This is a genomic window from Paraburkholderia sp. IMGN_8 (genome assembly GCF_038050405.1).
GTDB lineage: Bacteria > Pseudomonadota > Gammaproteobacteria > Burkholderiales > Burkholderiaceae > Paraburkholderia.
In genome coordinates, this window is sequence record NZ_CP150900.1 from 3,246,371 (window position 1) to 3,268,412 (window position 22,042).

Annotated in this window: 22 protein-coding genes and 1 pseudogene; 12 read left to right on the forward strand and 11 right to left on the reverse strand. The window is 61.9% G+C overall.

The annotated features are described in order from the left end of the window. Positions 1–450 precede the first annotated feature (450 nt). Positions 451–1,566 (reverse strand): AI-2E family transporter, encoded by a 1,116-nt coding sequence (locus WN982_RS14860; RefSeq protein WP_341312720.1) that lies wholly within the window; start codon positions 1,564–1,566, stop codon positions 451–453. Between the two features lie 277 nt (positions 1,567–1,843). On the opposite strand from WN982_RS14860, the gene WN982_RS14865 reads away from it, so the two are divergent. The 4 genes from WN982_RS14865 to WN982_RS14880 all read left to right on the forward strand — a co-directional run bounded on the left by WN982_RS14865 (position 1,844) and on the right by WN982_RS14880 (position 5,740). Then, positions 1,844–3,058 carry a DUF2863 family protein gene (locus tag WN982_RS14865; RefSeq protein ID WP_341312721.1) on the forward strand — a complete coding sequence of 405 codons (1,215 nt, stop codon included), beginning with the start codon at positions 1,844–1,846 and terminating at the stop codon, positions 3,056–3,058. 214 nt (positions 3,059–3,272) lie between these two features. After that, positions 3,273–4,151 (forward strand): response regulator transcription factor, encoded by an 879-nt coding sequence (locus tag WN982_RS14870; protein WP_341312722.1) that lies wholly within the window; start codon positions 3,273–3,275, stop codon positions 4,149–4,151. Positions 4,152–4,264: 113 nt separating this feature from the next. After that, positions 4,265–4,939 (forward strand): energy-coupling factor ABC transporter permease, encoded by a 675-nt coding sequence (locus WN982_RS14875; RefSeq protein WP_341312723.1) that lies wholly within the window; start codon positions 4,265–4,267, stop codon positions 4,937–4,939. Positions 4,940–5,107: 168 nt separating this feature from the next. Beyond that, entirely contained in the window at positions 5,108–5,740 is a 633-nt protein-coding gene (locus tag WN982_RS14880; protein ID WP_341312724.1) for a hypothetical protein, read from the forward strand. Between the two features lie 138 nt (positions 5,741–5,878). On the opposite strand, the gene WN982_RS14885 is transcribed toward WN982_RS14880, so the two are convergent. Further along, positions 5,879–7,033 carry a M14-type cytosolic carboxypeptidase gene (locus tag WN982_RS14885; RefSeq protein WP_341312725.1) on the reverse strand — a complete coding sequence of 385 codons (1,155 nt, stop codon included), beginning with the start codon at positions 7,031–7,033 and terminating at the stop codon, positions 5,879–5,881. Positions 7,034–7,069: 36 nt separating this feature from the next. Beyond that, on the reverse strand, positions 7,070–7,852 hold the full coding sequence (gene yaaA / locus WN982_RS14890) for a peroxide stress protein YaaA (RefSeq protein WP_341312726.1): 783 nt from the start codon (positions 7,850–7,852) through the stop codon (positions 7,070–7,072). Between the two features lie 57 nt (positions 7,853–7,909). On the opposite strand from yaaA, the gene WN982_RS14895 reads away from it, so the two are divergent. Together WN982_RS14895 and WN982_RS14900 are read left to right on the forward strand one after the other, a co-directional pair. Next, entirely contained in the window at positions 7,910–8,407 is a 498-nt protein-coding gene (locus WN982_RS14895; protein ID WP_341312727.1) for a putative toxin-antitoxin system toxin component, PIN family, read from the forward strand. Between the two features lie 127 nt (positions 8,408–8,534). Next, positions 8,535–9,707, forward strand: coding sequence for a pyridoxal phosphate-dependent aminotransferase (locus WN982_RS14900; protein WP_341312728.1), 1,173 nt, complete (start codon positions 8,535–8,537; stop codon positions 9,705–9,707). Positions 9,708–9,801: 94 nt separating this feature from the next. Here WN982_RS14900 and WN982_RS14905 read toward each other — a convergent pair whose 3' ends face one another. Beyond that, positions 9,802–10,449: a glutathione S-transferase gene (locus tag WN982_RS14905; RefSeq protein WP_341312729.1), complete on the reverse strand. Its 648-nt coding sequence runs from the start codon at positions 10,447–10,449 to the stop codon at positions 9,802–9,804. 125 nt (positions 10,450–10,574) lie between these two features. On the opposite strand from WN982_RS14905, the gene WN982_RS14910 reads away from it, so the two are divergent. The 6 genes from WN982_RS14910 (at position 10,575) to WN982_RS14935 (ending at position 16,958) form a co-directional block, all read left to right on the forward strand. Further along, on the forward strand, positions 10,575–12,131 hold the full coding sequence (locus tag WN982_RS14910) for a 3-hydroxyacyl-CoA dehydrogenase (protein WP_341312730.1): 1,557 nt from the start codon (positions 10,575–10,577) through the stop codon (positions 12,129–12,131). After that, positions 12,128–12,916, forward strand: a complete 789-nt coding sequence (locus tag WN982_RS14915; protein ID WP_341312731.1) for an enoyl-CoA hydratase — start codon at positions 12,128–12,130, stop codon at positions 12,914–12,916. Before WN982_RS14910 ends, WN982_RS14915 begins: the two co-directional genes overlap by 4 nt. A gap of 22 nt (positions 12,917–12,938) precedes the next feature. After that, positions 12,939–13,655 (forward strand): histidine phosphatase family protein, encoded by a 717-nt coding sequence (locus WN982_RS14920; protein ID WP_341312732.1) that lies wholly within the window; start codon positions 12,939–12,941, stop codon positions 13,653–13,655. 20 nt (positions 13,656–13,675) lie between these two features. Beyond that, positions 13,676–14,782, forward strand: coding sequence for a phosphotransferase (locus tag WN982_RS14925; protein WP_341312733.1), 1,107 nt, complete (start codon positions 13,676–13,678; stop codon positions 14,780–14,782). A 62-nt stretch (positions 14,783–14,844) separates the two neighbouring features. Further along, on the forward strand, positions 14,845–16,104 hold the full coding sequence (locus WN982_RS14930; RefSeq protein WP_341312734.1) for an acyl-CoA dehydrogenase family protein: 1,260 nt from the start codon (positions 14,845–14,847) through the stop codon (positions 16,102–16,104). 152 nt (positions 16,105–16,256) lie between these two features. Beyond that, positions 16,257–16,958: a glutathione binding-like protein gene (locus tag WN982_RS14935; RefSeq protein WP_341312735.1), complete on the forward strand. Its 702-nt coding sequence runs from the start codon at positions 16,257–16,259 to the stop codon at positions 16,956–16,958. 90 nt (positions 16,959–17,048) lie between these two features. On the opposite strand, the gene WN982_RS14940 is transcribed toward WN982_RS14935, so the two are convergent. The 7 genes and pseudogenes from WN982_RS14940 to WN982_RS14970 all read right to left on the reverse strand — a co-directional run bounded on the left by WN982_RS14940 (position 17,049) and on the right by WN982_RS14970 (position 22,018). Next, positions 17,049–17,525: a MaoC family dehydratase gene (locus tag WN982_RS14940; protein WP_341312736.1), complete on the reverse strand. Its 477-nt coding sequence runs from the start codon at positions 17,523–17,525 to the stop codon at positions 17,049–17,051. Continuing rightward, positions 17,522–17,980, reverse strand: a complete 459-nt coding sequence (locus WN982_RS14945; protein ID WP_341312737.1) for a MaoC family dehydratase — start codon at positions 17,978–17,980, stop codon at positions 17,522–17,524. Before WN982_RS14945 ends, WN982_RS14940 begins: the two co-directional genes overlap by 4 nt. Before the next feature lie 36 nt (positions 17,981–18,016). After that, positions 18,017–19,144: an acyl-CoA dehydrogenase gene (locus WN982_RS14950; RefSeq protein WP_341312738.1), complete on the reverse strand. Its 1,128-nt coding sequence runs from the start codon at positions 19,142–19,144 to the stop codon at positions 18,017–18,019. A 10-nt stretch (positions 19,145–19,154) separates the two neighbouring features. Beyond that, on the reverse strand, positions 19,155–20,351 hold the full coding sequence (locus WN982_RS14955; RefSeq protein ID WP_341312739.1) for an acyl-CoA dehydrogenase family protein: 1,197 nt from the start codon (positions 20,349–20,351) through the stop codon (positions 19,155–19,157). Between the two features lie 50 nt (positions 20,352–20,401). Next, a complete protein-coding gene (locus WN982_RS14960) occupies positions 20,402–20,827 on the reverse strand; it encodes a DUF1178 family protein (RefSeq protein ID WP_341312740.1) in 426 nt (141 codons plus the stop codon). A 247-nt stretch (positions 20,828–21,074) separates the two neighbouring features. Beyond that, positions 21,075–21,362: pseudogene (locus WN982_RS14965) on the reverse strand (DNA-binding protein); the annotation flags it as partial. Between the two features lie 71 nt (positions 21,363–21,433). Then, a complete protein-coding gene (locus WN982_RS14970) occupies positions 21,434–22,018 on the reverse strand; it encodes an NUDIX hydrolase (RefSeq protein WP_341312741.1) in 585 nt (194 codons plus the stop codon). Positions 22,019–22,042 lie beyond the last annotated feature (24 nt).

Genomic DNA, 22,042 nt, shown 5'->3' on the forward strand with positions numbered 1-22,042 from the left:
GTTACTGTTTTTCGGTTGTTTTACCAACCGGTCGCTCACTCAACGTACTGACGAATGATCCTCCTGCCGGCGTGAATCCACCCCAGCAGGAAAACCTTCCTTTAATACTAGTGTGAGACTTGATACTTTCGCTTGTCGACAGACCCCGAAGAATCCATCGTCGCGTCGCGCATCAAGCGCCCACACTTATCGGCTGTTAATTTTTAAAGATCGAGTGCGCATTCACCACCAAACCGCCACCCGTCGCTGCATCAGCAGCAGAGAAGCGAGATTATGGAGAACTTTCGCTACGTCGTCAACAGGTTTTTTTAACTTCCTGAACCTGCCCGACCTCTCGGAAACCCCCGCCATTACTGGCTCTCCCGCCTCCCGCGCCCCGTTGTCCGAAGCGCGAAAGAGCGAGATTCTAGCGAGCCGGACCGCGGCTTGCAAGCGTTATCTGAAATTTATTCAAGGCGCCTTTTCTACGCGCCCCGATTCATCGACAACTGGCGCTTTTACGTCTGGCGCCAAGGCTCGCGCAGCTGGAGCCCCGATCGTCCAATCGCGCAGCACGGTATAAGCAACCGCCAGCAAAGTCGGGCCGATGAAAACACCGAGGAAGCCAAAAGCAAACGCGCCGCCCAGGATACCCAACATCACCAGGATCAGTGGCATGTCGCTATTCTTGCCGATCAGAATCGGCTTGATGACATTGTCAGCCATGCCGACGACCAACACGCCCCACACGATCAGAAAGATTGCCCAGCCGGTTGCGCCGCCGTGATACAGCCAGATCGCCGCGGGCAACCACACGACCACCGGGCCGCCCGGTATCACCGACAGGAAGAAAGTTGCCAGCCCGAGCAACGCCGGCGCCGGCACACCGGCGATCCAGCAACCGAAGCCAGCAAGGACGCCTTGCACAAGCGCAGTGCCAAGAATCCCGTAGACCACGCCCTTCACCGTGCTGCCCGCCAACGCCAGCAGATAATCGGCGCGTTCGCCGGCAATCCGCCGCATGCCCGCATTCAACCAGGCCGCTGCGCCCTCTCCACCGGTATAAAAGAAGAACGCCAGCACAATACTCAGCGCCAACAACCCCAGACCGTGCGTGACAGCAATTGCCGCAGCCAGAATCCACTTGCCGGCCGGCGCCGCGAGCGTACGCAATTGCGCGATCAGTTCAGAGTTGCTGCTTGTCAGATGCCCCCAAAACGCCTCGATATTCGAACCAATCAGGGGAATTCGCCCGACCCACGACGGCAAATCCGGCAAGCCAGCGTCAAAAAGCCTTTCCACCAGCGCAACGATTTCGTGAACGTGCGCGCCAAACGCAAAGCCCGCGTAGACGAACGGTCCAAGCACCACGACCAAAATGATGATCACGATCAACGTCGCCGCCCACTTGCGCCGCCCGCCAAGTGCCGCTGTCAGTCGACGGTACAGGCCCCACGAGCTATAGCTCAGAATTGCGCCCCACAGCAGCGCCGTCGTGAACGGCGCCAGCACCAGTAGCGAACCGCCCACCAATATAATCAAAGCGAATACAGCGGCGAGACGTTCGATCAGTTGGTCCGATTTCACAATGAATCTCCCTGTTGTGCCAGACCACGGCGACGAATGGACATACGCTTGCCGGGTACGTACTGAAAGCTGTCAGGTCAGTATAGAAGCGAGTTGCTGCGCCGGAGACGTCTTATATCATCCGGCCAAGCCGGCGTGCAACGCACCCAACGGCGCTCGCGGCAGGCCGTTTTTTCATGTCGAAACGTCTTAATTCATCCGGCATCGCCGGCCAAATAATATGGCGGCATAGAAAAGACTAGAATATAAGGTTCTCTGCACCCCAATTTCCGGATTTATGCGCTCGCGAATCGCCAAACGTCTCCCCCCCGATGCCGACAAGCTTGTCGGTCTCTCGCTCGCGCTATTCGCGTCGGGCAGCCGCACCGAAGACCGCTTCTGGGAAGCGAAGCTCGATGCGCTGCTGGCCAAGATCGTCCGCAACGCCAACCAGACTACGCTGGACGCCGCGCTCGATCATCTGCAGCAAAACCACCCTGATGCTTACGGCGCACTCGCCGATATGGCAGAAACGCACAGCGAATCGTTCATTGTCGACCACGAAGGTGTTCCGCATGAAGCGCTGCTGATCGCCGCGCCCGTGCTGGCCTGGACTCGCTACATGATTCCGTCCGGCCCGCTCAAAGGCGACGCAGCCGACGCCTTGCGCGCGCATCTGCAGGCACATGTCCTCGCGGCCAACACCCGTGTTGCGATGGCGCCGTTCCTGTACAGCATCGATCAACTGCCGCGCCACCATGTCGAAACGTGGCGCCTTGCCCAACAACTCGCTCAAGCAGCAATGGGTGGCGGCAACGTCAAGCTCAATTTCGGCGAGTTGCCGGAAACCTCGCCGATTCTGGCCGACCCGCGCTTCCTGCTGGCCGTGGTTGCCGCGCCGGTCGGCGAGCCGACATTCCGCTGGCAGGAAGAAGAACACGGCAGCCGGATCGAACGCGGACAATGCCTCGAACAATGGGCAACGCAAGGAGGCGCCAATCTGTCGCTGGTGTTGCCCGGCTGCGAATTCGAGTGCCTGCTGCCCGATGCGTACTATTCGGCCTGCCGCGACGCCGACGAACGTGTGCGCCCTCACACGGTACGTACCGCTGTGCGCTACCTGTTCGACACAATCGGCGCGGCGCCGCAGGACCTGCGCGCGGTTGTCGCAGGCTTCGGCGAGCGCCGTATCGACGAATACCGCATCGGCTTCACACGCCGGGGCAGCAATGAAGTGATCTACGGCGTCGTGTGGCCACTGTACGGCCGCGAGAACGGCGAACCGGGCATCGACGAAGAACCGCAAGAGACCGCTGCGTCGGACGACCCACTCGAAGAAATCGTCGCGCTGCTAAAAGAGACCGGCGTGACCGACGTGCGCCGCCACGCGGGCCGCTTCGAGCCGGAATATTGCGACGACTGCGGCGTCCCGCTCTACGCAGACCCGCTCGGCGAAATCGTCCACGCCGAAATGCCGGAGGACGCGGAGCCCGCTCAGCCGCACTTCCATTGACGCGGCGGCGCCAGCGCCCCGGCGTCTCGTCATCGGAATGAAGAAGCCCCGCCGTGCGCGGGGCTTTTTTATGGCTTTCTTCTTATGCCTTTTGGACAGGCCGTCAAGTCGAAAGGAATTTGTCATCATAGGCCCGGTGACGCATCGCAACGCGCGCGGCCCCTTCGGATCGCCTGCATCGCGTCACTTCAGCCGATTCATCAGGAGACCTGGCATGCGATTCTCGATACTCAACTCAGACGCGGAACGACGCGATGGGCTCAAAGCGCTACTGCGGCAAATCGACCGGCTGGCGCGTTTCAATGAAGCACAAGATTGGCGTCAGGTAGAACGCACGCTCAAGCGCCAGCAGCCCGACTTGCTGGTAATCGACTGGCAAGACTGGATGTCGGTGGCGGATGCTCGCCGCCTGCTCAGTCACTATCCGGGCCTGCGCATTGCCGTGCTGGCCGACGAGGTCTCGCCTGCCTGCGTGCGGGACCTGATGGACGAAGGTGTGCTCGGCGTAGTGCCGCGCGAAACCGATCCGTGCCTGATCGTGCGCGCTTTCGAGATGGTACTGCTGGGCGGTCATTATGTGCCGGCAGGCGCGTTGGCGCTCAATCCCCCTCTGCCTCCGGATGCCGCCATCCGCCCGTTCGACGAGAAGAATCCCCCGCCTCGTCGCGCCCGGCTTTCCAGCGGCCTGTCGCCACGCCAGGAGCAGATCATGCGTTGCGTCCACATGGGCAGCACGAACAAGATGATCGCGCGCACGCTCGGCATCAGCGAAGGCACCGTCAAGATTCATCTAACCAGCATATTCCAGCAACTCGGGGCACCCAATCGCGCCGCCGCGGTCGCGCTTTACAACGGCTGGCTGTCGGCCCATTTGCAGGTACTGCGCAACGATGGCGAAAGTCCGGTTCGGCCGGTGATGGGGCAAGCCGGCGTGGTGCCATTGCGGCGCCGCACGCGGCAGCGCTTCCAGTATCCGTTGCCAGCCAACGAAACTGCCGATACGCTGCCTATGGCCGCCGAACCGAGCACGCCCTTTGGCGATCCACCGCCCGCCGGTTCAGCGTTGGAACCGGCTACGGAAGGTTCGGAATGACAACAGCCGGCGCCCGCGCCGATATCAGGGCGCGCACCGTTCTGGCAGCGTTTGCGCCGGCTGGCATGGAATCCGCTCACACCTTTCGCCGTCCAACGAGTAATATGAGAAACATGGGTTTCCTCTACACACCGCTTCCGTTTTGGGTCGCTGTCGGTGGCTGGATCGCCACTGCGATAGTGGTCGCGCTCGCGCTCTGGAAAAACCCCTTCAAACGACTTCAGGACGGCACGCTGCAGCACGTCTGGCTCGCGATCGTTGTCGCGATTTCCGTGCTGTGGGCCAGCAATGCGTGGCTCGACGACGGCACCGTCATGCATCTGCTCGGCGCCACACTGGTCGTCACACTATTCGACTGGGCGCTGGCGCTGATTGCAATGGCGGTGGTCACCGGTCTTGCTGCCGTCGTTTTCGACGCACCCTGGCAGGGCATCGCGCTGACTTTCCTTGTATTCGGTGCGCTGCCTGTCGGCATCTCGACGCTGGTTCAGCGCGCCAGCATCGCCTGGCTGCCACGCAACATGTTCATGTTTATCTTCGGCCAGGGTTTTGTATCGCCGGCTATTGCCGTGTCGCTCACCGCCTCTGCGGCACTTGGCATTCACATCGCGCTTGCCGACGGATCGATGACCGTGGTGCCGGCCGGCTATGCATTCAGCGTGCTTCTACTAGCCACTGGCGAAGCATGGTTCACCGGCATGTCGACGGCGTTGATCGCGGTCTACCGGCCCGCATGGGTCACCACCTACGACGTGCGCCGATATCGATTGGGCGGACCACGCACCTGACATCCGGCGCTCCATGAAGCGCGTATCTGTGGCAATCGGCCACCTCGACGCGCAACGCATCCGAGCCTGCACACCACGACAGGGCAAAATATTTGTGTCAGGATGGAACTCCTTCCTTGCGTTGAGCATCTTACGTGCCTGATGTCTCATTAGCGTCTAACGAACTAGATGGATAGCACCAACGTACCGCGCCGATTGCTGCGGTTGGTCGGCCGGTTAGTGGCATGTGCAGCGAGTCTTTCGCTCATGTGCTCCGCTCCCGCATTCGCCGATCAACTCGAACAGCACAACGATCTCGTAAACAGATTTGTCAATGACATGCACGCGGACCCGCTGGTCGCGGACTGCGCAGCTCATGGCAACTTTGTCGCCAGCACATCGACCGCCTTCGAGCGTGTCGAATTCCCACCCAGCTCCTTCGATAGCGCGCATGCGTCGGTCACGCCCTGGAACGACTCGTTCGACCAGGGCAAGCAGCGCGTCAAGGTGGATAGCATCGTCACCGTCGAAGGGCTTGGTATCCGTCAAAGCGGCGAGGGCGATCCGGCCGATCTCAAATTCCGCTGCGGCTATGTCGGCACTCAGATGCTGGCGTTCAGCTGGAACGATCCGGTGCCGCCGGCTCGCGCGCACAGCACCGGGTCTACCGGGGCCAGGGTGTCGTCGGGTAAGCACAAGAGCGTAAAGGGCAAGCACTCGGCGAGCGGCAAGACAACGAAGAAAGCGTCGGGCAAATCTTCCGGCAAAACCACTTCGAGCAAATCGGCCGCGAAGAAAGCACCCGCGAAAAAGACTCACTAACTGGCGAAACCGGCCGCCGCATCAACGAGGCCGCGCCGCCGGTCATGCAGGCACACAAAAAAGCGAGGCACACACTTCTGAAGTGCGTGCCTCGCTTTTTTGTGTCGATCCGTTTAGGGAACGAACGTCGAGTGAATGTCAGGCAAACGTCTCGACATGCCGCAAAATCGCCTGCAGCATCGCGGCGCCGAGCGACGCGCTGCGCTCGCCGTTCCAGCCCACCCGCTCGTCGGGCAGATTGGCGTTGTCCTTGAAGGGCATTTCGAGCGTCAACGACAGGCAGCCGAATTCGTTGCCGATGTACTTCGAAGCCAGCTTCAGCGCGTCCTCGCGATACTTGCTCGCGGCATAGCCATACTTGTCCTGAAAGTCCGGGCTTGCATGCTTGAACGCCTCGATAAACGCCTTTTGCTCCACCCCTTGCCGCTCAGTGAAACCCGGCAGCATTTCGGAGCCGGCCACGAACACGTACGGCAGCGCCTCGTCGCCGTGAATATCGAAGAACAGATCGCAACCGGTCGCGTGAATCGCATCGCGCACCACCAGCACTTCCGGGCTGCGCGCGGTATCCGGCTCCATCCATTCACGATTCAGGTTCGCACCGGCCGCGTTGGTGCGCAGATTGCCGTGCACGCTGCCGTCCGGATTCATGTTCGGCACGATGTAAAACACCGCGTGATCGTACAGCTTGCGCGCGACCGGGTCGCCCGCCCAATCACCCCAGCCCGCCAGACGTTTCACCAGGCCCTCGATAAACCATTCGGCCATCGTCTCGCCAGGATGCTGACGGGCAATCAGCCAGATCTTCTTCTTGGGCGTGTCGCCGGTTTGCGGCGTGCCGAGCGTCAATAGCGACATCGGCCGGCCCTCGACGGTTTTGCCCAACTCCGTGAGCGAAGCCTGCGGCATCTGCTGGACCGCGCCGAGAAACTCCGAGTGCCGCTCTTCGCTATACGGCTCGAAATACGCGTAATAGATGCGATCGAAATCCGGCGTGTGATCGATTGCCAGCACGCGGCCGTCGTAAGAGGTCGGCACGCGGAACCAGTTCACCCGGTCGTAGCTCGCCACCGCCTGATAGTCGCGCCAGCCTTCGGCAAACGCGCATGCAGCAGCATTTTCGAAGGTCATCACGCAGCGCTCGCCAGCAGCGCCGGACACCCGGAAGTAGAACCATTGCGCGAACTCGGCGTGACTGTCGGGCCGCACACGCAGACGGATATTGCCGGCCTCTTCGCAGGACAGCACTTCGATCGCACCCGCGTCGAAGTGGCTCGTAATCGATAACGTCATAGTGTTCTTCCCTGCTTGTGTGTAGGCATCAATCGCCTAGTCAGCGACGCGGCGGCGGAATACGTAGGTGGAATCGTTCGAAGCTTCGGGCTCGAACGCGTAGCCTTCGGCGTCGAAGCCCTTCAGTTGCTCCGGCGCGTTAAGGCGGTTTTCGACCGCGTAGCGCGCCATCAGGCCGCGCGCGCGCTTCGCGTGGAAGCTGATGATCTTGTAGCGGCCGCCCTTCCAGTCTTCGAACACGGGCGTGACAACCGGCGCATCGAGCAGCTTCGGCTTGACCGACTTGAAGTACTCGCCCGATGCGCAATTCACCAACACGCGCGAGGCGGCAGCGTTCTTCTTCAGTTGCGCGTTCAACGCCTGCGTGATCCGCTCGCCCCAGAACGCGTACAGATCCTTGCCGCGCGTATTGGCAAAGCGCGTGCCCATTTCGAGCCGGTACGGTTGCAGCAGATCGAGCGGCCGCAACAATCCGTACAAACCGGATAACACCCGCACATGGTTTTGCGCGTAATCCAGATCAGCCGACGACAGCGTCTTCGCGTTAAAGCCTTCGTACACGTCGCCGTTGAACGCGAGCACCGCCTGTTTGGCGTTGTGGGTGCCGAAGGTCGGCGACCATTCGGCGTAGCGCTGGAAATTGAGTTGCGCGAGCGGATCCGAAATGCTCATCAGCGTGGCGATCTGCTGCGGTGACAAACGGCGCAATCCGCCGATCAATTCGGCCGCGTCGTCGACAAAATCGGGGATCGTGTGCTTTTTGACGTGCGGTGGGGTTTCGTAGTCGAGCGATTTCGCCGGCGACAGAACGATTATCATAGAGGCTTGCAGGCACGCCGTGCCTGGCGGTCAAAGACGAAAGCCAGATTGTAACGAATGCCCGGTTCCCATGCCTCACGCGGCGCTTTGCGCGTCGTCCTCGATTCCAATGTCTGGATCGATATTCTCGTGTTCGACGACCCGCACACGCGGCCGATCCGCGCCGCGCTCGAAAGCGGCGCTTTCGCCGCGCTGATCGACGCGCGCTGTCTCGCCGAACTCACCTACGTACTCGACTATCCGCAATTCGTGCATCGAAATGTCGACAAGGCGGCGGCTCTTGCCGTCGTCGCGCGCCTCGCGCAGCTGGTCGAACCTGCAGCGCCTGCGGAAGACACAAGGCCGCTGCCCAAATGCAAAGACTGCGACGATCAGAAGTTTCTCGAACTCGCGCACGCCGCGCAGGCCGACTGGCTGGTGTCGAAAGATCGCGCGGTGTTGAAGCTCGCCAAGCGTATCGCGCGCGACTTCGGCTTCCAGATCGCCCAGCCGGCGCCCTTCGTCACGTTAGTCGGCGCCTCTTTGACAGCCGCCGGCGAGCCCGCGCCCGCGTGACCCCTGGCCGAATGGCCAACAGGGGGCCGATGGCGCGCACGCAACGCCGCGATTCCCTACAATCAGACTTTGTCCTTTTCGAACGACGTCTTTCGCCAACTCACACGCTTACGCTCCGGACAGCGCCATGAATGCACCGCACGACACGCCCACGATTCCTTCGTTTCCGTCTCGCCTGCCGGATGTCGGCACGACGATTTTCACCGTGATGAGCGCGCTCGCCGCCGAAAAAGGCGCGGTGAACCTCGGCCAGGGCTTTCCCGACTTCGGCTGCGATCCTCGAATTGTGGATGCGGTCGCGAACGCCATGCGCGACGGCCACAATCAATACCCGCCGATGGCCGGCGTCGCGCCGCTGCGTCAGGCGATCTCGGACAAGATTGCGAACCTGTACGGCCGCCGCTACGACGCCACCAACGAAATCACCGTGACAGCAGGCGCTACGCAAGCGCTGCTAACCGCGATTCTCTGCTCCGTGCATCCGGGCGACGAGGTGATCGTGGTCGAGCCAACCTACGACAGCTACCTGCCGTCGATCGAACTGGCGGGCGGCAAGCCGGTGTTCGTCACGCTCGACGCACCTGATTACGCGATTCCCTTCGACAAGCTCGCTGCTGCGATAACGCCGAAAACACGGCTGCTGCTGATCAACACGCCGCACAATCCGACCGGCACGGTCTGGCGCGCCGAAGACATGCGCAAGCTCGAAGAAATCGTGCGCGGCACCAATGTGCTGATTCTGTCGGACGAAGTGTATGAACACATGGTGTACGACGGCGCACCGCACGAAAGCGTCGCGCGTTATCCGGAACTGGCACAGCGCAGTTTCGTGGTGTCGAGCTTCGGTAAGACCTATCACGTGACGGGCTGGAAGGTGGGCTATGTGGCCGCGCCCGCCGCACTGACCGCCGAATTCCGCAAGGTGCACCAGTTCAACGTGTTCACGGTCAACACGCCGATGCAGATCGGTCTTGCGCAATACATGCGGGATCCGGCACCGTATCTGGATCTGCCGGCGTTTTATCAGAAGAAGCGCGACTTCTTCCGCGCCGGTCTCGCGAATTCTCGCTTCAAGCTGCTGCCTTGCACAGGCACGTACTTTCAATGCGTCGACTATTCGGCGATCAGCGATTTGCCCGAAGCCGAATTCGCGCAGTGGCTGACCAGCGAGGTCGGCGTCGCGGCGATTCCGGTGTCGGCGTTCTATCATGAGGCGCATGAATCGGGCGTGGTGCGCTTCTGCTTTGCCAAGCAGGAAAGCACGCTAGCCGCCGCGCTCGACCGGCTGGCGCGGCTCTAGGACGCCCCGCGCGATGCCGCGAACGAATCCACGTTCCTCGCCATCGCGCGCAGCGTCCAAGGCGTGCGTTGCAAGCCTGCCCTCACGCCAGCGCTCAGGCCGCACGCGCCGCCGCGATATACGCCTTGCGGTCTTTGGTCACACGCTGCGCGGCCGGCCGGTCGTTGATCGCCTTCACATAGCTTTTCCAGTCGACGCCGGCGTCGAGCAGAAGATCGCGGCCGTAGATCGTCTGCGTCGCCATGCCCACCAGCGGCAAGCTGACATAACCCGCCGTATCGGCGACACTGAAACGCTCGCCGCGCAAATAAGGCCCGAACTTTGCGATTCTCTTGAAACCGGCGATGTGATGCGCGAGCAATTTCTCGACTCGCGCCTTGGTCGCGTCGGTCACCGTGCCGCCGAAGAACGCTTCCTTGTAGAGATTGCGCGCGGTCAGTTCGAGATGCACGTCGACGAACATGATCAGTTCGCGCTCTTTGCCCGCCTCCCACGGGTCCGGCGAGAAGATGGCCTTGTCGGGAAAACGCGCGGCCAGATAGTCGACGATGCATTGCGACTCGCACAGATCGCCGTGCTCGGTCTGGATATAAGGCACCTTGCCGAGCGGCGAATGCTCGAGCATGGCCTCTTCCTGGCTCGGCAGCACAGACACTTCCTCGAACGGAATGCCGTGTTCGAGCAGCACGAACTTCACTTTGTTGTAGTAATTGGACAGCGCGAAACCGCACAGCTTGATCATCGGGTGTCTCCTTCCTTCGGGTTGTTGGGACCGCTCGCCAGACTCAATGCGGCGGCCTTCGATCAATCATCCAGTAAATTGCACGATCGTGCTATTCTAAAATAACCATGGAGTCGAGCATCACAATGACCTCTCGCAATTACAGCATCGAGACTATCGGCATTGTCGGAACCGGCGCAATGGGCCGTGGTATTGCCCAGATCGCCGCGCTGGCGGGCCTCACCGTGCGTCTTTACGACACGAACCCCGCCGCGATCGGCGCCGCGCGCGACTACCTTGCCGAGACTTTCGCCAGGTTGAGCGCCAAAGGCAAGCTCGACCAGGCCCGCTCGCTCGCCGCGTTAGCGAACGTGAGCGGCGCACAGGCCATCGGCGATCTGGCCGATTGCGAACTGGTCATCGAGGCGATCGTCGAAAAGCTCGACGTGAAGCAGGCCCTCTTCCGCGAACTCGAAACGGTGGTGAGTGGCCACTGTGTGCTGGCTTCGAACACGTCGTCGCTGTCGATCACGGCGATCGCCGCGGGTTGCACCGATCCGTCGCGCGTGGCCGGTTACCACTTCTTCAATCCCGTGCCGTTGATGAAGGTCGTCGAAGTGATCGACGGTCTGCGCAGCGATCCAGCCGCCGGCGACGCGTTGATGAACCTCGCCCGCCGCATGGGCCACACGCCGGTACGTGCGAAGGACATGCCCGGCTTCATCGTCAATCACGCCGGCCGCGGGATGAATACCGAAGGCTTGCGCGTGGCGGGCGAAGGCGTCGCGAGCTTCGCCGACATCGACCGCATCATGCGCGAGCAAGCGGGCTTCCGGCTCGGGCCATTCGAACTGCTCGATCTGACCGCGCTCGACGTGTCGCATCCGGTGATGGAATCGATCTATCACCAGTTCTATGAAGAGCCCCGCTTCACGCCGTCGCCGATCACCGGCACGCGGCTCGCGGGCGGCCTGATCGGCCGCAAGACCGGCGAAGGTTTTTACCGCTACGAAGACGGCAAGCAGCAAGTGCCCGCCGAAGCGCCTGCGCCAACTGAACTGCCTAAAAGCGTGTGGGTCAGCAAGCGTTATCCGGAAGCGCGCGAGGCGGTTGTGCAACTGGTCGCCAAAGCCGGCGTGACGCTCGACGAAGGCGCCGCCCCCGCCGCGGATTCGCTGATCGTCGTGACACCGTTCGGTCACGACGCGACCACCGCCGCCGTCGACGAAGAGCTCGATGCGAGCCGCGTGGTCGCCTTCGACGCACTATTCCCGCTGGTCGGCGCGCAACGCCGCACACTGATGACGACGCCCGCCACGACTCTCGCCGCACGCAACACCGCGCACGCGCTGTTTGCCGCCGACGGCATCCCCGTCACCGTGATTCGCGATTCGACCGGCTTCGTTGCGCAACGCGTGGTGGCGACGATCGTCAACATCGGCTGCGATATCGCGCAAAAGCAGATCGCCACGCCCGAAGATATCGATCTCGCCGTGACGCTCGGCCTCGGCTATCCGCGCGGGCCGCTCGCACTCGGCGATGTGCTCGGTGCGAAAACGATCCTGACGATCTTGCGCAATATCTTCAGTGTGCTCGGCGATCCGCGCTACCGTCCGTCGCCTTGGCTCGCACGGCGAGCGCAGCTCGGTCTGTCGCTGACCCAACGCGACGCTGCCGATACCCAAACGGAGACGCAACAATGAGCGCTGAACTGCTGACTTCGCGCCCGACCGAAAGCGAATCGACTCTGGTCCTCACGCTGTCGAACCCCGGCGCCCGCAACGCGCTGCATCCGGACATGTACGCCGCCGGCATCGAAGCGCTCGACTCGGTGGAACGCGATCCGTCGATCCGCGCCGTCGTGATTAACGGCGCGGACCAGTTCTTCTGCGCCGGCGGCAATCTGAATCGCTTGTTGGAAAACCGCGCAAAAGATCCGTCGGTGCAGGCGGAAAGCATCGATCTGCTCGGCGAATGGATTTCGGCGCTGCGTCTGTCGTCGAAACCGGTGATCGCCGCAGTCGAAGGCGCCGCCGCGGGTGCGGGTTTTTCGCTGGCGCTCGCGTGCGACCTGATCGTCGCCGCGGACGACGCCAAGTTCGTGATGTCGTACGCGCGCGTCGGCCTGACGCCGGATGGCGGAGGCTCATGGTTTCTCGCGCAGGCTTTGCCGCGTCAGCTGGCAACTGAAGTGCTGATCGAAGGCAAGCCGATCGGCGCCGCGCGTTTGCATGATCTAGGCGTCGTCAACAAACTGGCGAAGGCCGGCGCCGTGCGCGATACCGCAGTGGCCTGGGCAGACGAACTCGGCAAGATTTCGCCAAATTCTGTTGCGCGCATCAAAGGGTTGATCGGCGCAGCCGGCGCGCAGCCACTCGCGGAGCACCTGGTTGCGGAGCGCGACAGTTTCGTCGCGTCGCTGCATCATCGTGACGGGCTCGAGGGGATTTCCGCGTTCCTCGAAAAACGCGCGCCGGTCTACAAGTGAATAGAGCGTGAATAAAGGGACCATGCCTGAATATCAACTCCCCAAACGCCGCCGCATCTTTCTGATGCGCCACGGCGACGTGACCTACTTCGACGACTCCGGCCGCGCGATCGATCCCGAGACCGTGCCACTGAACGCAAACGGTCGCGAGCAGGCAAGCGCGGCAGGCCGCGTATTCGCCGAGCAGCAAGTCCGTTTCGATCGCGTGATCGTCAGCGGTTTGCCGCGCACGGTCGAAACCGCGCAGCGCGTATTGGCGCAAACCGGTCAACAGATTGAACTCGAGATCGAACCCGCGTGGCAGGAAATTCGCGGCGGCAAGCTGGGCAGCATTCCGCCGCAGGATATCGAAGCGGCATTTCTCGGTGTATTCGACGGCATCGTGTCGGAAAGCACACGCTTTCTCGACGGCGAAACTATCGGCGAGTTGTTCGATCGCGTGTTGCCCGCGGTGGCGGCGCTGCGCGAGGACACGTCGTGGGACACCGTGCTGCTCGTGCTGCACGGCGGCGTGAATCGCGCGATTCTGTCGCATGCGCTCACCGCCGGCGGACGCACCTTCTTCGGTCATCTGGCGCAGGCCACCGGCTGCATCAACGCGCTCGACGTCGGCACCGCACCGCGCAACTGGGTGCTGCGCACGATCAACTATTCACCGCCGTCGCCGCTGCATCGCGACGTCCGCAATACGACGATGGAAATGCTCTACGCACAATTCATTCATTACAAGCGTAGCTAAAACCGAACTGGAGGAGACATATGGTGCAAGCCACACAGACTGGCGAACCAGAACACAAACCGGATTATTCGGCCTTCGAGGGCACGCGCCCGGTCAACGAGCGGCAACGCTTCGACAGCGATGCGCTCGCCGCGTGGCTGGCCCAGCATGTCGACGGATTTTCCGGGCCGCTCACGCTCGAGCAATTCGCCGGCGGCCAGTCGAATCCCACATTCAAACTGGTCACGCCGTCGTGCTCGTATGTGATGCGCGCGAAGCCCGGACCGGCCGCGAAGTTGCTGCCTTCCGCTCACGCCGTCGAGCGCGAATACCGTGTGATGCATGCGCTCGCCGACACTGACGTGCCGGTCGCGAAGATGCTCGCCTTGTGCGAGGACGAAAGCGTGATCGGCCGGGCCTTCTACGTGATGGAGTTCGTCGAAGGCCGCGTGTTGTGGGATCAGTCGTTGCCTGGCATGACACCGTCGGAGCGCGCGGCGATTTACGACGAAATGAATCGCGTAATCGCCGCGTTGCATAGCGTCGACGTCGCGACAGTCGGCCTCGCGGATTACGGCAAACCGGGCAACTACTTCGCACGCCAGATCGGCCGCTGGAGCAAGCAGTACATCGCGTCCGAAACCGAACCGATCGACGCGATGCAGCGCCTGATCGAATGGCTGCCGCAGCATATGCCGGCAGAAACGAGCGAGCGCGCTTCGGTCGTGCACGGCGACTACCGGCTCGACAATCTGATCTTCCATCCCGACGAACCACGCGTGCTGGCGGTGCTCGACTGGGAACTGTCGACGCTCGGCGATCCGCTCGCCGATTTCGCGTATCACTGCATGGCGTGGCACGTCGATCCGGCGCAGTTTCGCGGCATTGCCGGACTCGACTGGGCAGCGCTCGGCATTCCCGACGAAGCGCAGTATGTCGAGCGCTATTGCAAGCGCACCGGCTTCGAGATCCAAGGCGACTGGAACTTCTATCTGGCGTACAACATGTTCCGCATTGCCGCGATCCTGCAAGGGATTATGAAACGCGTCGTCGACGGCACCGCAGCCAGCGCGCAAGCGCTCGATGCCGGCCGTCGTGCCAGGCCGATGGCGGAGCTCGCCTGGCGCTACGCACAGAAGGTGCGCTAACCGAATTGGCGCACTCAGCTGCGCGCCCGATCAAACGTCATTCGTCATCCGCGAGGTCATACATGAATTTCGATTACACCCCGAAGGTTCAGGCGCTGCGCGAGAAACTGCTCGCCTTCTTCGACGAGCACATTTATCCGAACGAACAAGCGTTCTACGCCGAAATCGCGCGCAATCGTCAGAACGGCAACGCATGGCTACCGACCGAACTCATCGAGCAATTGAAACTGAGGGCGCGTGACGCCGGTTTGTGGAATCTGTTCCTGCCCGAATCCGTGCGTGGTGCCGGTTTGACGAACCTCGAATATGCACCGCTGTGCGAGATCATGGGCCGCGTGCCCTGGGCGCCGGAAGTGTTCAATTGCAATGCGCCCGACACCGGCAACATGGAAACGATCGAGCGCTACGGCAGCGACGACAACAAGCGCGAATGGCTCGAACCGTTGCTGCAAGGTCAGATCCGTTCGGCGTTTCTGATGACCGAGCCGGAGGTGGCGTCGTCGGATGCGACCAATATCCAGACGAGCATCGTGCGCGATGGCGACGCCTATGTGATCAACGGCCACAAGTGGTGGTCGTCCGGCGCGGGCGATCCGCGCTGCAAGGTGTATATCGTGATGGGCAAGACCGATCCCGAAGCGCCGCGCCATCAGCAGCAGTCGATGATTCTGGTGCCGGCAGACGCCACCGGCATCACCGTGCACCGCCCTCTCACCGTTTTCGGCTATGACGACGCGCCGCACGGCCACATGGAAATAACGCTCGAAAACGTGCGCGTGCCGGCGGCCAATATGCTGCTCGGCGAAGGACGCGGCTTCGAGATCGCGCAAGGCCGCCTCGGACCGGGACGGATCCACCACTGCATGCGTTTGATCGGTCTCGCCGAGCGCGCGCTCGAACTGATGGCGAAACGCTCGATGCAACGCGTCGCGTTCGGCAAGCCGGTCGCCGCGCAAGGCGTCACACAGGAACGCCTTGCCGAAGCGCGTTGCATGATCGAACAGGCTCGCCTCCTGACGCTGAAGACCGCATACATGATGGACACTGTCGGCAACAAGGGCGCGCGCGGCGAGATCGCGATGATCAAGGTGGTCGCGCCGAACATGGCGTGTCAGGTGATCGACTGGGCGATCCAGGCGCACGGCGGCGGCGGCGTCAGCGATGATTTTCCGCTGGCGTATGCTTACGCGTCCGCACGGACGCTGCGCTTTGCCGATGGTCCCGACGAAGTGCACCGCAACGCAATTGCCAAGCTTGAACTCGCGCGCCATATGGATGCGGGTGCAGCGGCTCGCGTGGAGTTGCCGATTACACGGGTTTGAGGTTGAACGCGTGAACTGAAGGATGGTTCTGGCGCTGCGAGATTGAGCTTGCACGCGGCGCCGTCGCCAGCAGCATCGTTCGATCTGTGCTCTAATTTTCGCCAGTTGCGGCGCCCTTTGCGGCGCCGCTTTCACGAAACAAAGGAGCCACGATGATCGACGTCTATAGCTGGGCGACCCCGAACGGCCACAAAGTTCACATCATGCTCGAGGAAACCGGCCTTGCGTACACCGTGCACGGCGTGAACATCGGCACGGGTGATCAGTTCAAACCCGAATTCCTCGCCATCAGTCCGAACAACAAGATTCCGGCAATCGTCGATTCTGACGGCCCGAAGAGCGCCGACGGCAAGCCGTTTTCGCTGTTCGAATCGGGCGCGATTCTGATCTATCTGGCCGAGAAAACCGGCAAGTTCCTGCCCACCGACCCGGCCGCGCGTTATGCAACACTGCAATGGCTGATGTTCCAGATGGGCGGACTGGGTCCAATGCTCGGACAAACGCATCATTTCCGCATCTATGCACCGGAGCCGATCGAATACGCGATCAATCGCTACACGAACGAGACGCGGCGCCTGTACGGCGTCATGGAAACGCAACTCGGCAAGACGCGCTATCTGGCGGGCAACGATTACACGATCGCGGATATCGCTGCATTCCCCTGGACACGCTCGTGGCAGAACCAGGGCATCGAACTGGACGCGTTTCCGAACGTGAAGCGCTGGCATGAGGAAATCGCCGCACGTCCGGCGGTGGTGCGCGGCGTCGACGTGCTGGCGTCGGCCCGCAAACCGCTCATGGACGACGAGGCCAAAGAGATGCTGTTCGGCGCGACGCAATACGCGAAGCACTAATCTTTCTCCGCGGCGATCGACACGACGCAAAAGCGCGAGCCGGCATCGATGCCGCTCGCGCTTTTTTCTCCCACATGTACCTGCTGACGGCTAGAAGTAATGCCGTGTGATGAACTCCGCGACACACACGGGCCGCTCACTGCCCAGCCGCTCCAGCGTCACATTCCACACGACCTGCACGCCGGCGTTGTCGATATCTTCGACTGACTCCACCGCAAAACTCGCGCGCAACTGCGAGCCGACCAGCACCGGCGACGTGAACCGCACCCGATTCAATCCGTAATTGACGCCCATGCGCTGCTTGAGCGTGACTGTCTTTCCCAGCAGTGCTGGGATCAACGACAGCGTCATGAAGCCATGTGCGACCGGACCGCCGAACGGCGACTCACGCCGCGCCCGTTCGGGGTCGACGTGAATCCATTGGTGATCGCCAGTGGCTTCGGCGAAACGATCGACGCTGAGTTGATCGACCGTCAGCCAGTCGCTGATGAGCGGTTGCGCGCCCACCAGCGCACGCAACGCCTGCGCATCGCCGAACGCCGCGGCAGCCGCCGCGCTGTCCGTCACGACGCGGCGCCCGGACTGCGCAGCCCGAACAACCCCTTCGAGCGCACAATGATCACCGTTTCGCCATGCTGATTGATGCCTTCCCACTGCGTCGACACGATGCCGCGATCCGGCTTGCTCGCCGAGACGCGCTTGTCGAGCACGGCGTTCATCATGGTGATCGTGTCGCCGACGCGCACCGGTTTCAACCAGCGAATCTCGTCGATACCGGGCGAGCCCATCGACGTAGAACCGGCGATCGTGTAGCGCACCAGCATGCCCATCATGACCGAACAGGTATGCCAGCCGCTTGCGACCAGGCCGCCGAACGGCGATTCGGCGGCGGCCGCATCGTCGACGTGAAACGGCTGAGGATCGAACTGCTCCGCAAACGCAACGATCTCCTCACGCGTGAACGTATGCTTGCCGATTTCGGTAGTCGTGCCGACCACCATGTCCTCAAAACTCAAACCCATCGTCGCACCTCTTCTTTGTTCGATCGAACCGGCTAATCAGGCTTCGGCGGTGACAAACCCCGGCAACGCAGCGAAACGCGCGAGATGGTGATCGACATCGCCCAACGTGGTTTCGATGATAGCAAGACGTTTGAACAGATGCGCCGCGGCCACTTCGTTCGTGACGCCCATGCCGCCGTGCAACTGCACTGCCTGCTGGCCGACGAAACGTGCGGCCTGGCCGACTCGCACCTTTGCAGCGGACACAGCACGACGGCGTTCGTCCGCGTCTGCGCTGGTGTAGCGCACGGCCGCCAGATAAGTCACTGAACGAGCCTGTTCGGCGTGAATCAGCATCTCGACCATACGGTGCTGCAACGCCTGAAACCGCGCGATCGGCTGGCCGAATTGCTGGCGCGTCTTGGTGTAGTCGAGCGTGGCGTGGTTCAGCGCGTCGAGCGCGCCAACCGCCTCCGCGCACAGCAGCACCGTGCCGTAATCCGCGATGTGCTCGAGCGTGGCCGCGCCGGCGTGTTTGCCGGCGAGCCGGCGTGCCGGCGTACCCTGGAACTCGAGTGTTGCGGCGCGTTGACCGTCGATCGTGCGGTAGTCGGTCACTTTGACGCCGGCCGCATCGCGCGCGACCACGAACAGCGCGATCTCGCCGTTCAGCCGAGCCGGCACGACCCAGTAGTCAGCTTGCGCGCCGTGCAGCACGACCGACTTCGTGCCATTCAGCGTGTGCTGCTCGCCTTGCACGGTCGCTGCCGTCTCGACCTCGAACAGATCGTAGCGGGCATGCGGCTCGTGAAATGCCACCGCCAGCTTGATCTCGCCCTGGGCCGCGCGTTCGAGCAGCGATGCATCCTCGCCCTGCTCCGTGCCAGCCAGCTGTAGTGCTTCGATACCCACGGCGGTCGCCCAATACGGCTCGACGACCAAAGCGCGTCCCAACTCCTGCATGACCACCAGCATGTCGATCGGGCTGCCGTTGAAGCCGCCTTGGGCTTCCGGCACCGGCAACGCGGTCAGGCCGAGTTCCGTGAAGGCCGACCAGTGCACGTCCGACACGCCGGCTTCCGATTGCACGATCGCCTGGCGCGCTTCGAACCCGTAGCTCTTGTCCAGATAGCGGCGCAGTGCGTCGGCGAATTGCTGTTGTTCGTCGTTGAAAGTGAAGTCCATGCGCCGCTCCTCAAAGTCCGAGAATCATCTGCGCGATGATGTTCTTTTGAATTTCGTTCGAGCCGCCGTAAATCGACGTCTTGCGGAAATTGAAGTAGTACGCGGCCAGCGGCGCGGCGTCATCGTCACCGGCGAGGCTGTGTTCGCGTTCGCCTTCGAGGAATCGCACGTCGAACGGTGCGGCGAGCGGCCCGATCGCTTCGACCATCAATTCGGTCAGACCTTGCTGCACTTCCGTGCCCTTGATCTTGAGCATCGACGCCTCCGGTCCCGGCCCGCGTCCGCCCGTTTCATTGGCGACGACGCGTTGCACGGTGACTTCGAGCGCCATCAACTCGATCTCCAGGCTCGCGACTTTCGCGGCGAACACAGGGTCATGCAGCAGCGGCTTGCCGTTCTTCTTCTGATCGAGCGCGAGGCGCTTCAGGAATACAAGTTCGCGCTTCGATTGGCCGACGCGGGCAATGCCCGTGCGCTCGTGCCCGAGCAGATACTTCGCATAGGTCCAGCCGCGGTTCTCTTCACCGACCAGATTGTCGACCGGCACTTTCACGTCTTCGAAAAAGACTTCGTTGACTTCGTGATCTTCGTCGAGCGTGATGATCGGGCGCACGGTGATACCCGGCGTTTTCATGTCGATCAGCAGGAACGAGATGCCCTCCTGCTTCTTCGCACCGCTGTCAGTGCGCACGAGGCAGAACATCATGTCGGCGTATTGGCCGAGCGTGGTCCAGGTTTTCTGACCGTTGACGACGTAATGATCGCCAACGCGCTCGGCGCGCGTGCGCAGCGAGGCCAGATCCGACCCGGAGCCCGGCTCCGAATAGCCTTGGCACCACCAGTCCGTACCGTCGAGAATACGCGGCAGATAGTGACGCTTCTGCGCCTCGTTGCCGTACTTCATCAGCACCGGCGCCACCATCGAGACGCCGAACGGCAGCACGGAAGGCGCGCCGATACGCGCGCATTCTTCGTCCCAGATGTGCCGTTGCGTCGCGTCCCAGCCCGGACCGCCGTATTCTTTCGGCCAGGCGACCGCCGACCAGCCACGCGTGCCAAGCAGTTTGTGCCAGCTTGCGAAGTCGTCGCGATTCAGACGCTTGTGGTTGAGTACTTTGTCGCTCAGCTCGCGAGGCAGATTCGCTTCGAGCCAGGCGCGGATGTCGGCGCGGAACGCGTCGTCAGCGGGGGAATAGTCCAGATTCATGCGTAGTGTCTCCTGGCCGCAACCCCGCCCGCCGCCAGTGAGCCACTGCGCTATTGCAGCGGTTCCTTCAAGGCAACCGGGACCGGCAGCGGCATCACTTCGATGCCTTCTTCGACCAAGGCTCTCGCGTCTTCCGGTGTCGTGACACCGCGAATATTGCGTGCAGGCGCTTCGTTATAGTGAATGCGCCGTGCTTCCTCGGCGAAGCGGTCGCCCACGTTCTCAGTCTTTTCCAGTACCTCGCGCAATGCGCGCATCACGCGCGCCTGCATTTCCTCCGCGCCCGCAGGGACTTTCGTGTCAGTCGCACCCGACAGATTCAGGCGGGGCGCCGACGGCAAACGGCTCACTTCGTTCGCACCGCAGATCGGACATTCGACGAGCTTGCGGGACTGTTGCGATTCGAAGTCATCCGCCGAAGCAAACCAGCCTTCGAACCGATGGCCATGCGGACACTGTAAATCGAGGACCTTCATGTGGAATCAGGGCTTGCGTGCCAGTTTAGCGCAAAATGGAAATTTGTGAACGGTCGTTCGTAAATTTTTACGGACGACGCGTTGACGCCGGGCGTCGCCGAATAAATCGAACGCATGGTCGATTTTAACCCTTTGCGCAGCAGGCTGCCCAAGGCGGGATCAGCGGCAAATGATCGACGAAATCGGCCGCAGGATAAGCTGCCGCACCAAGGACCCACACATTTGCGCGCTTGCCATCGCCCTGCTTTTACGCAACCAGATATTCGAGCTGGCGATTGAGCCGTGGCTCGAGTTCGCGAGCTTCCTTCGCGAGGTTGATCTGCTTGGCTGATTTCCTGGCTTCAAAGATGTCCGGTTTGATCTCGTAACATCCCCGCGCCGTCAATCACGCAAGGATGTCCGAAAGATGCCACATCGATGCACTCCCCTCGTGGAGCGGTGGCGGAAATTCGATCGCGTGCCTCAGCATCAGCTTGCGCATGTTTTGCCGGGACACGCCCGCGACCTCAGCGGCATCGGCCGGTCATAGACCAACAGGGGCTTTTTTGCGGACCTTCAACTGGCCGCGACGCGTGCGTATCCTTCTGGCTGGCTAATCGCCGAGCGCTATCGCGGCTCAGCAGTCGGCCACGCACCCGACAAAACTTTCTCCAACCAGAACGTGCCGATGATCGTTTTTACGTCAGTGATCTTGCCGGTGCGCACCCATTCGGACACATCCGCGACGCTGGCCGTGAACAGCTCGAGGAACTCGCCGTCGTCGAGTTTGCGCTCGCCAGCGGTCAAACCGCGCGCGAGGTAGATATCGATGAATTCGGTCGAGTAGGAAATGATCGGGTGAACGCGCGTCAGATAAACGTATTCGCGCGCGGTATAGCCGGTTTCTTCCTGCAGCTCGCGCTTCGCGCATGCCAGCGCGCCTTCGTTCGGGTCGAGCTTGCCCGCCGGATACTCCACCATGACCTTGCCCATCGGATAGCGATACTGGCTTTCCATCAATACGCGGCCGTCGTCGAACAGCGGGATCACCATCACGGCGCCCGGATGCTGAACGTATTCGCGAGTTGCGTGCTTGCCGTCCGGCAAGCGAACGGTATCGCACTTGAGCGTGAGGAACGGCCCTTGATGGACCGTTCTGCTCTCGAGACAGGTCTCGGTGAGTACCACGTCGTGATCGGGAAGTTCAGCCATTTGCGACCTCAGGACAGCTTTGGT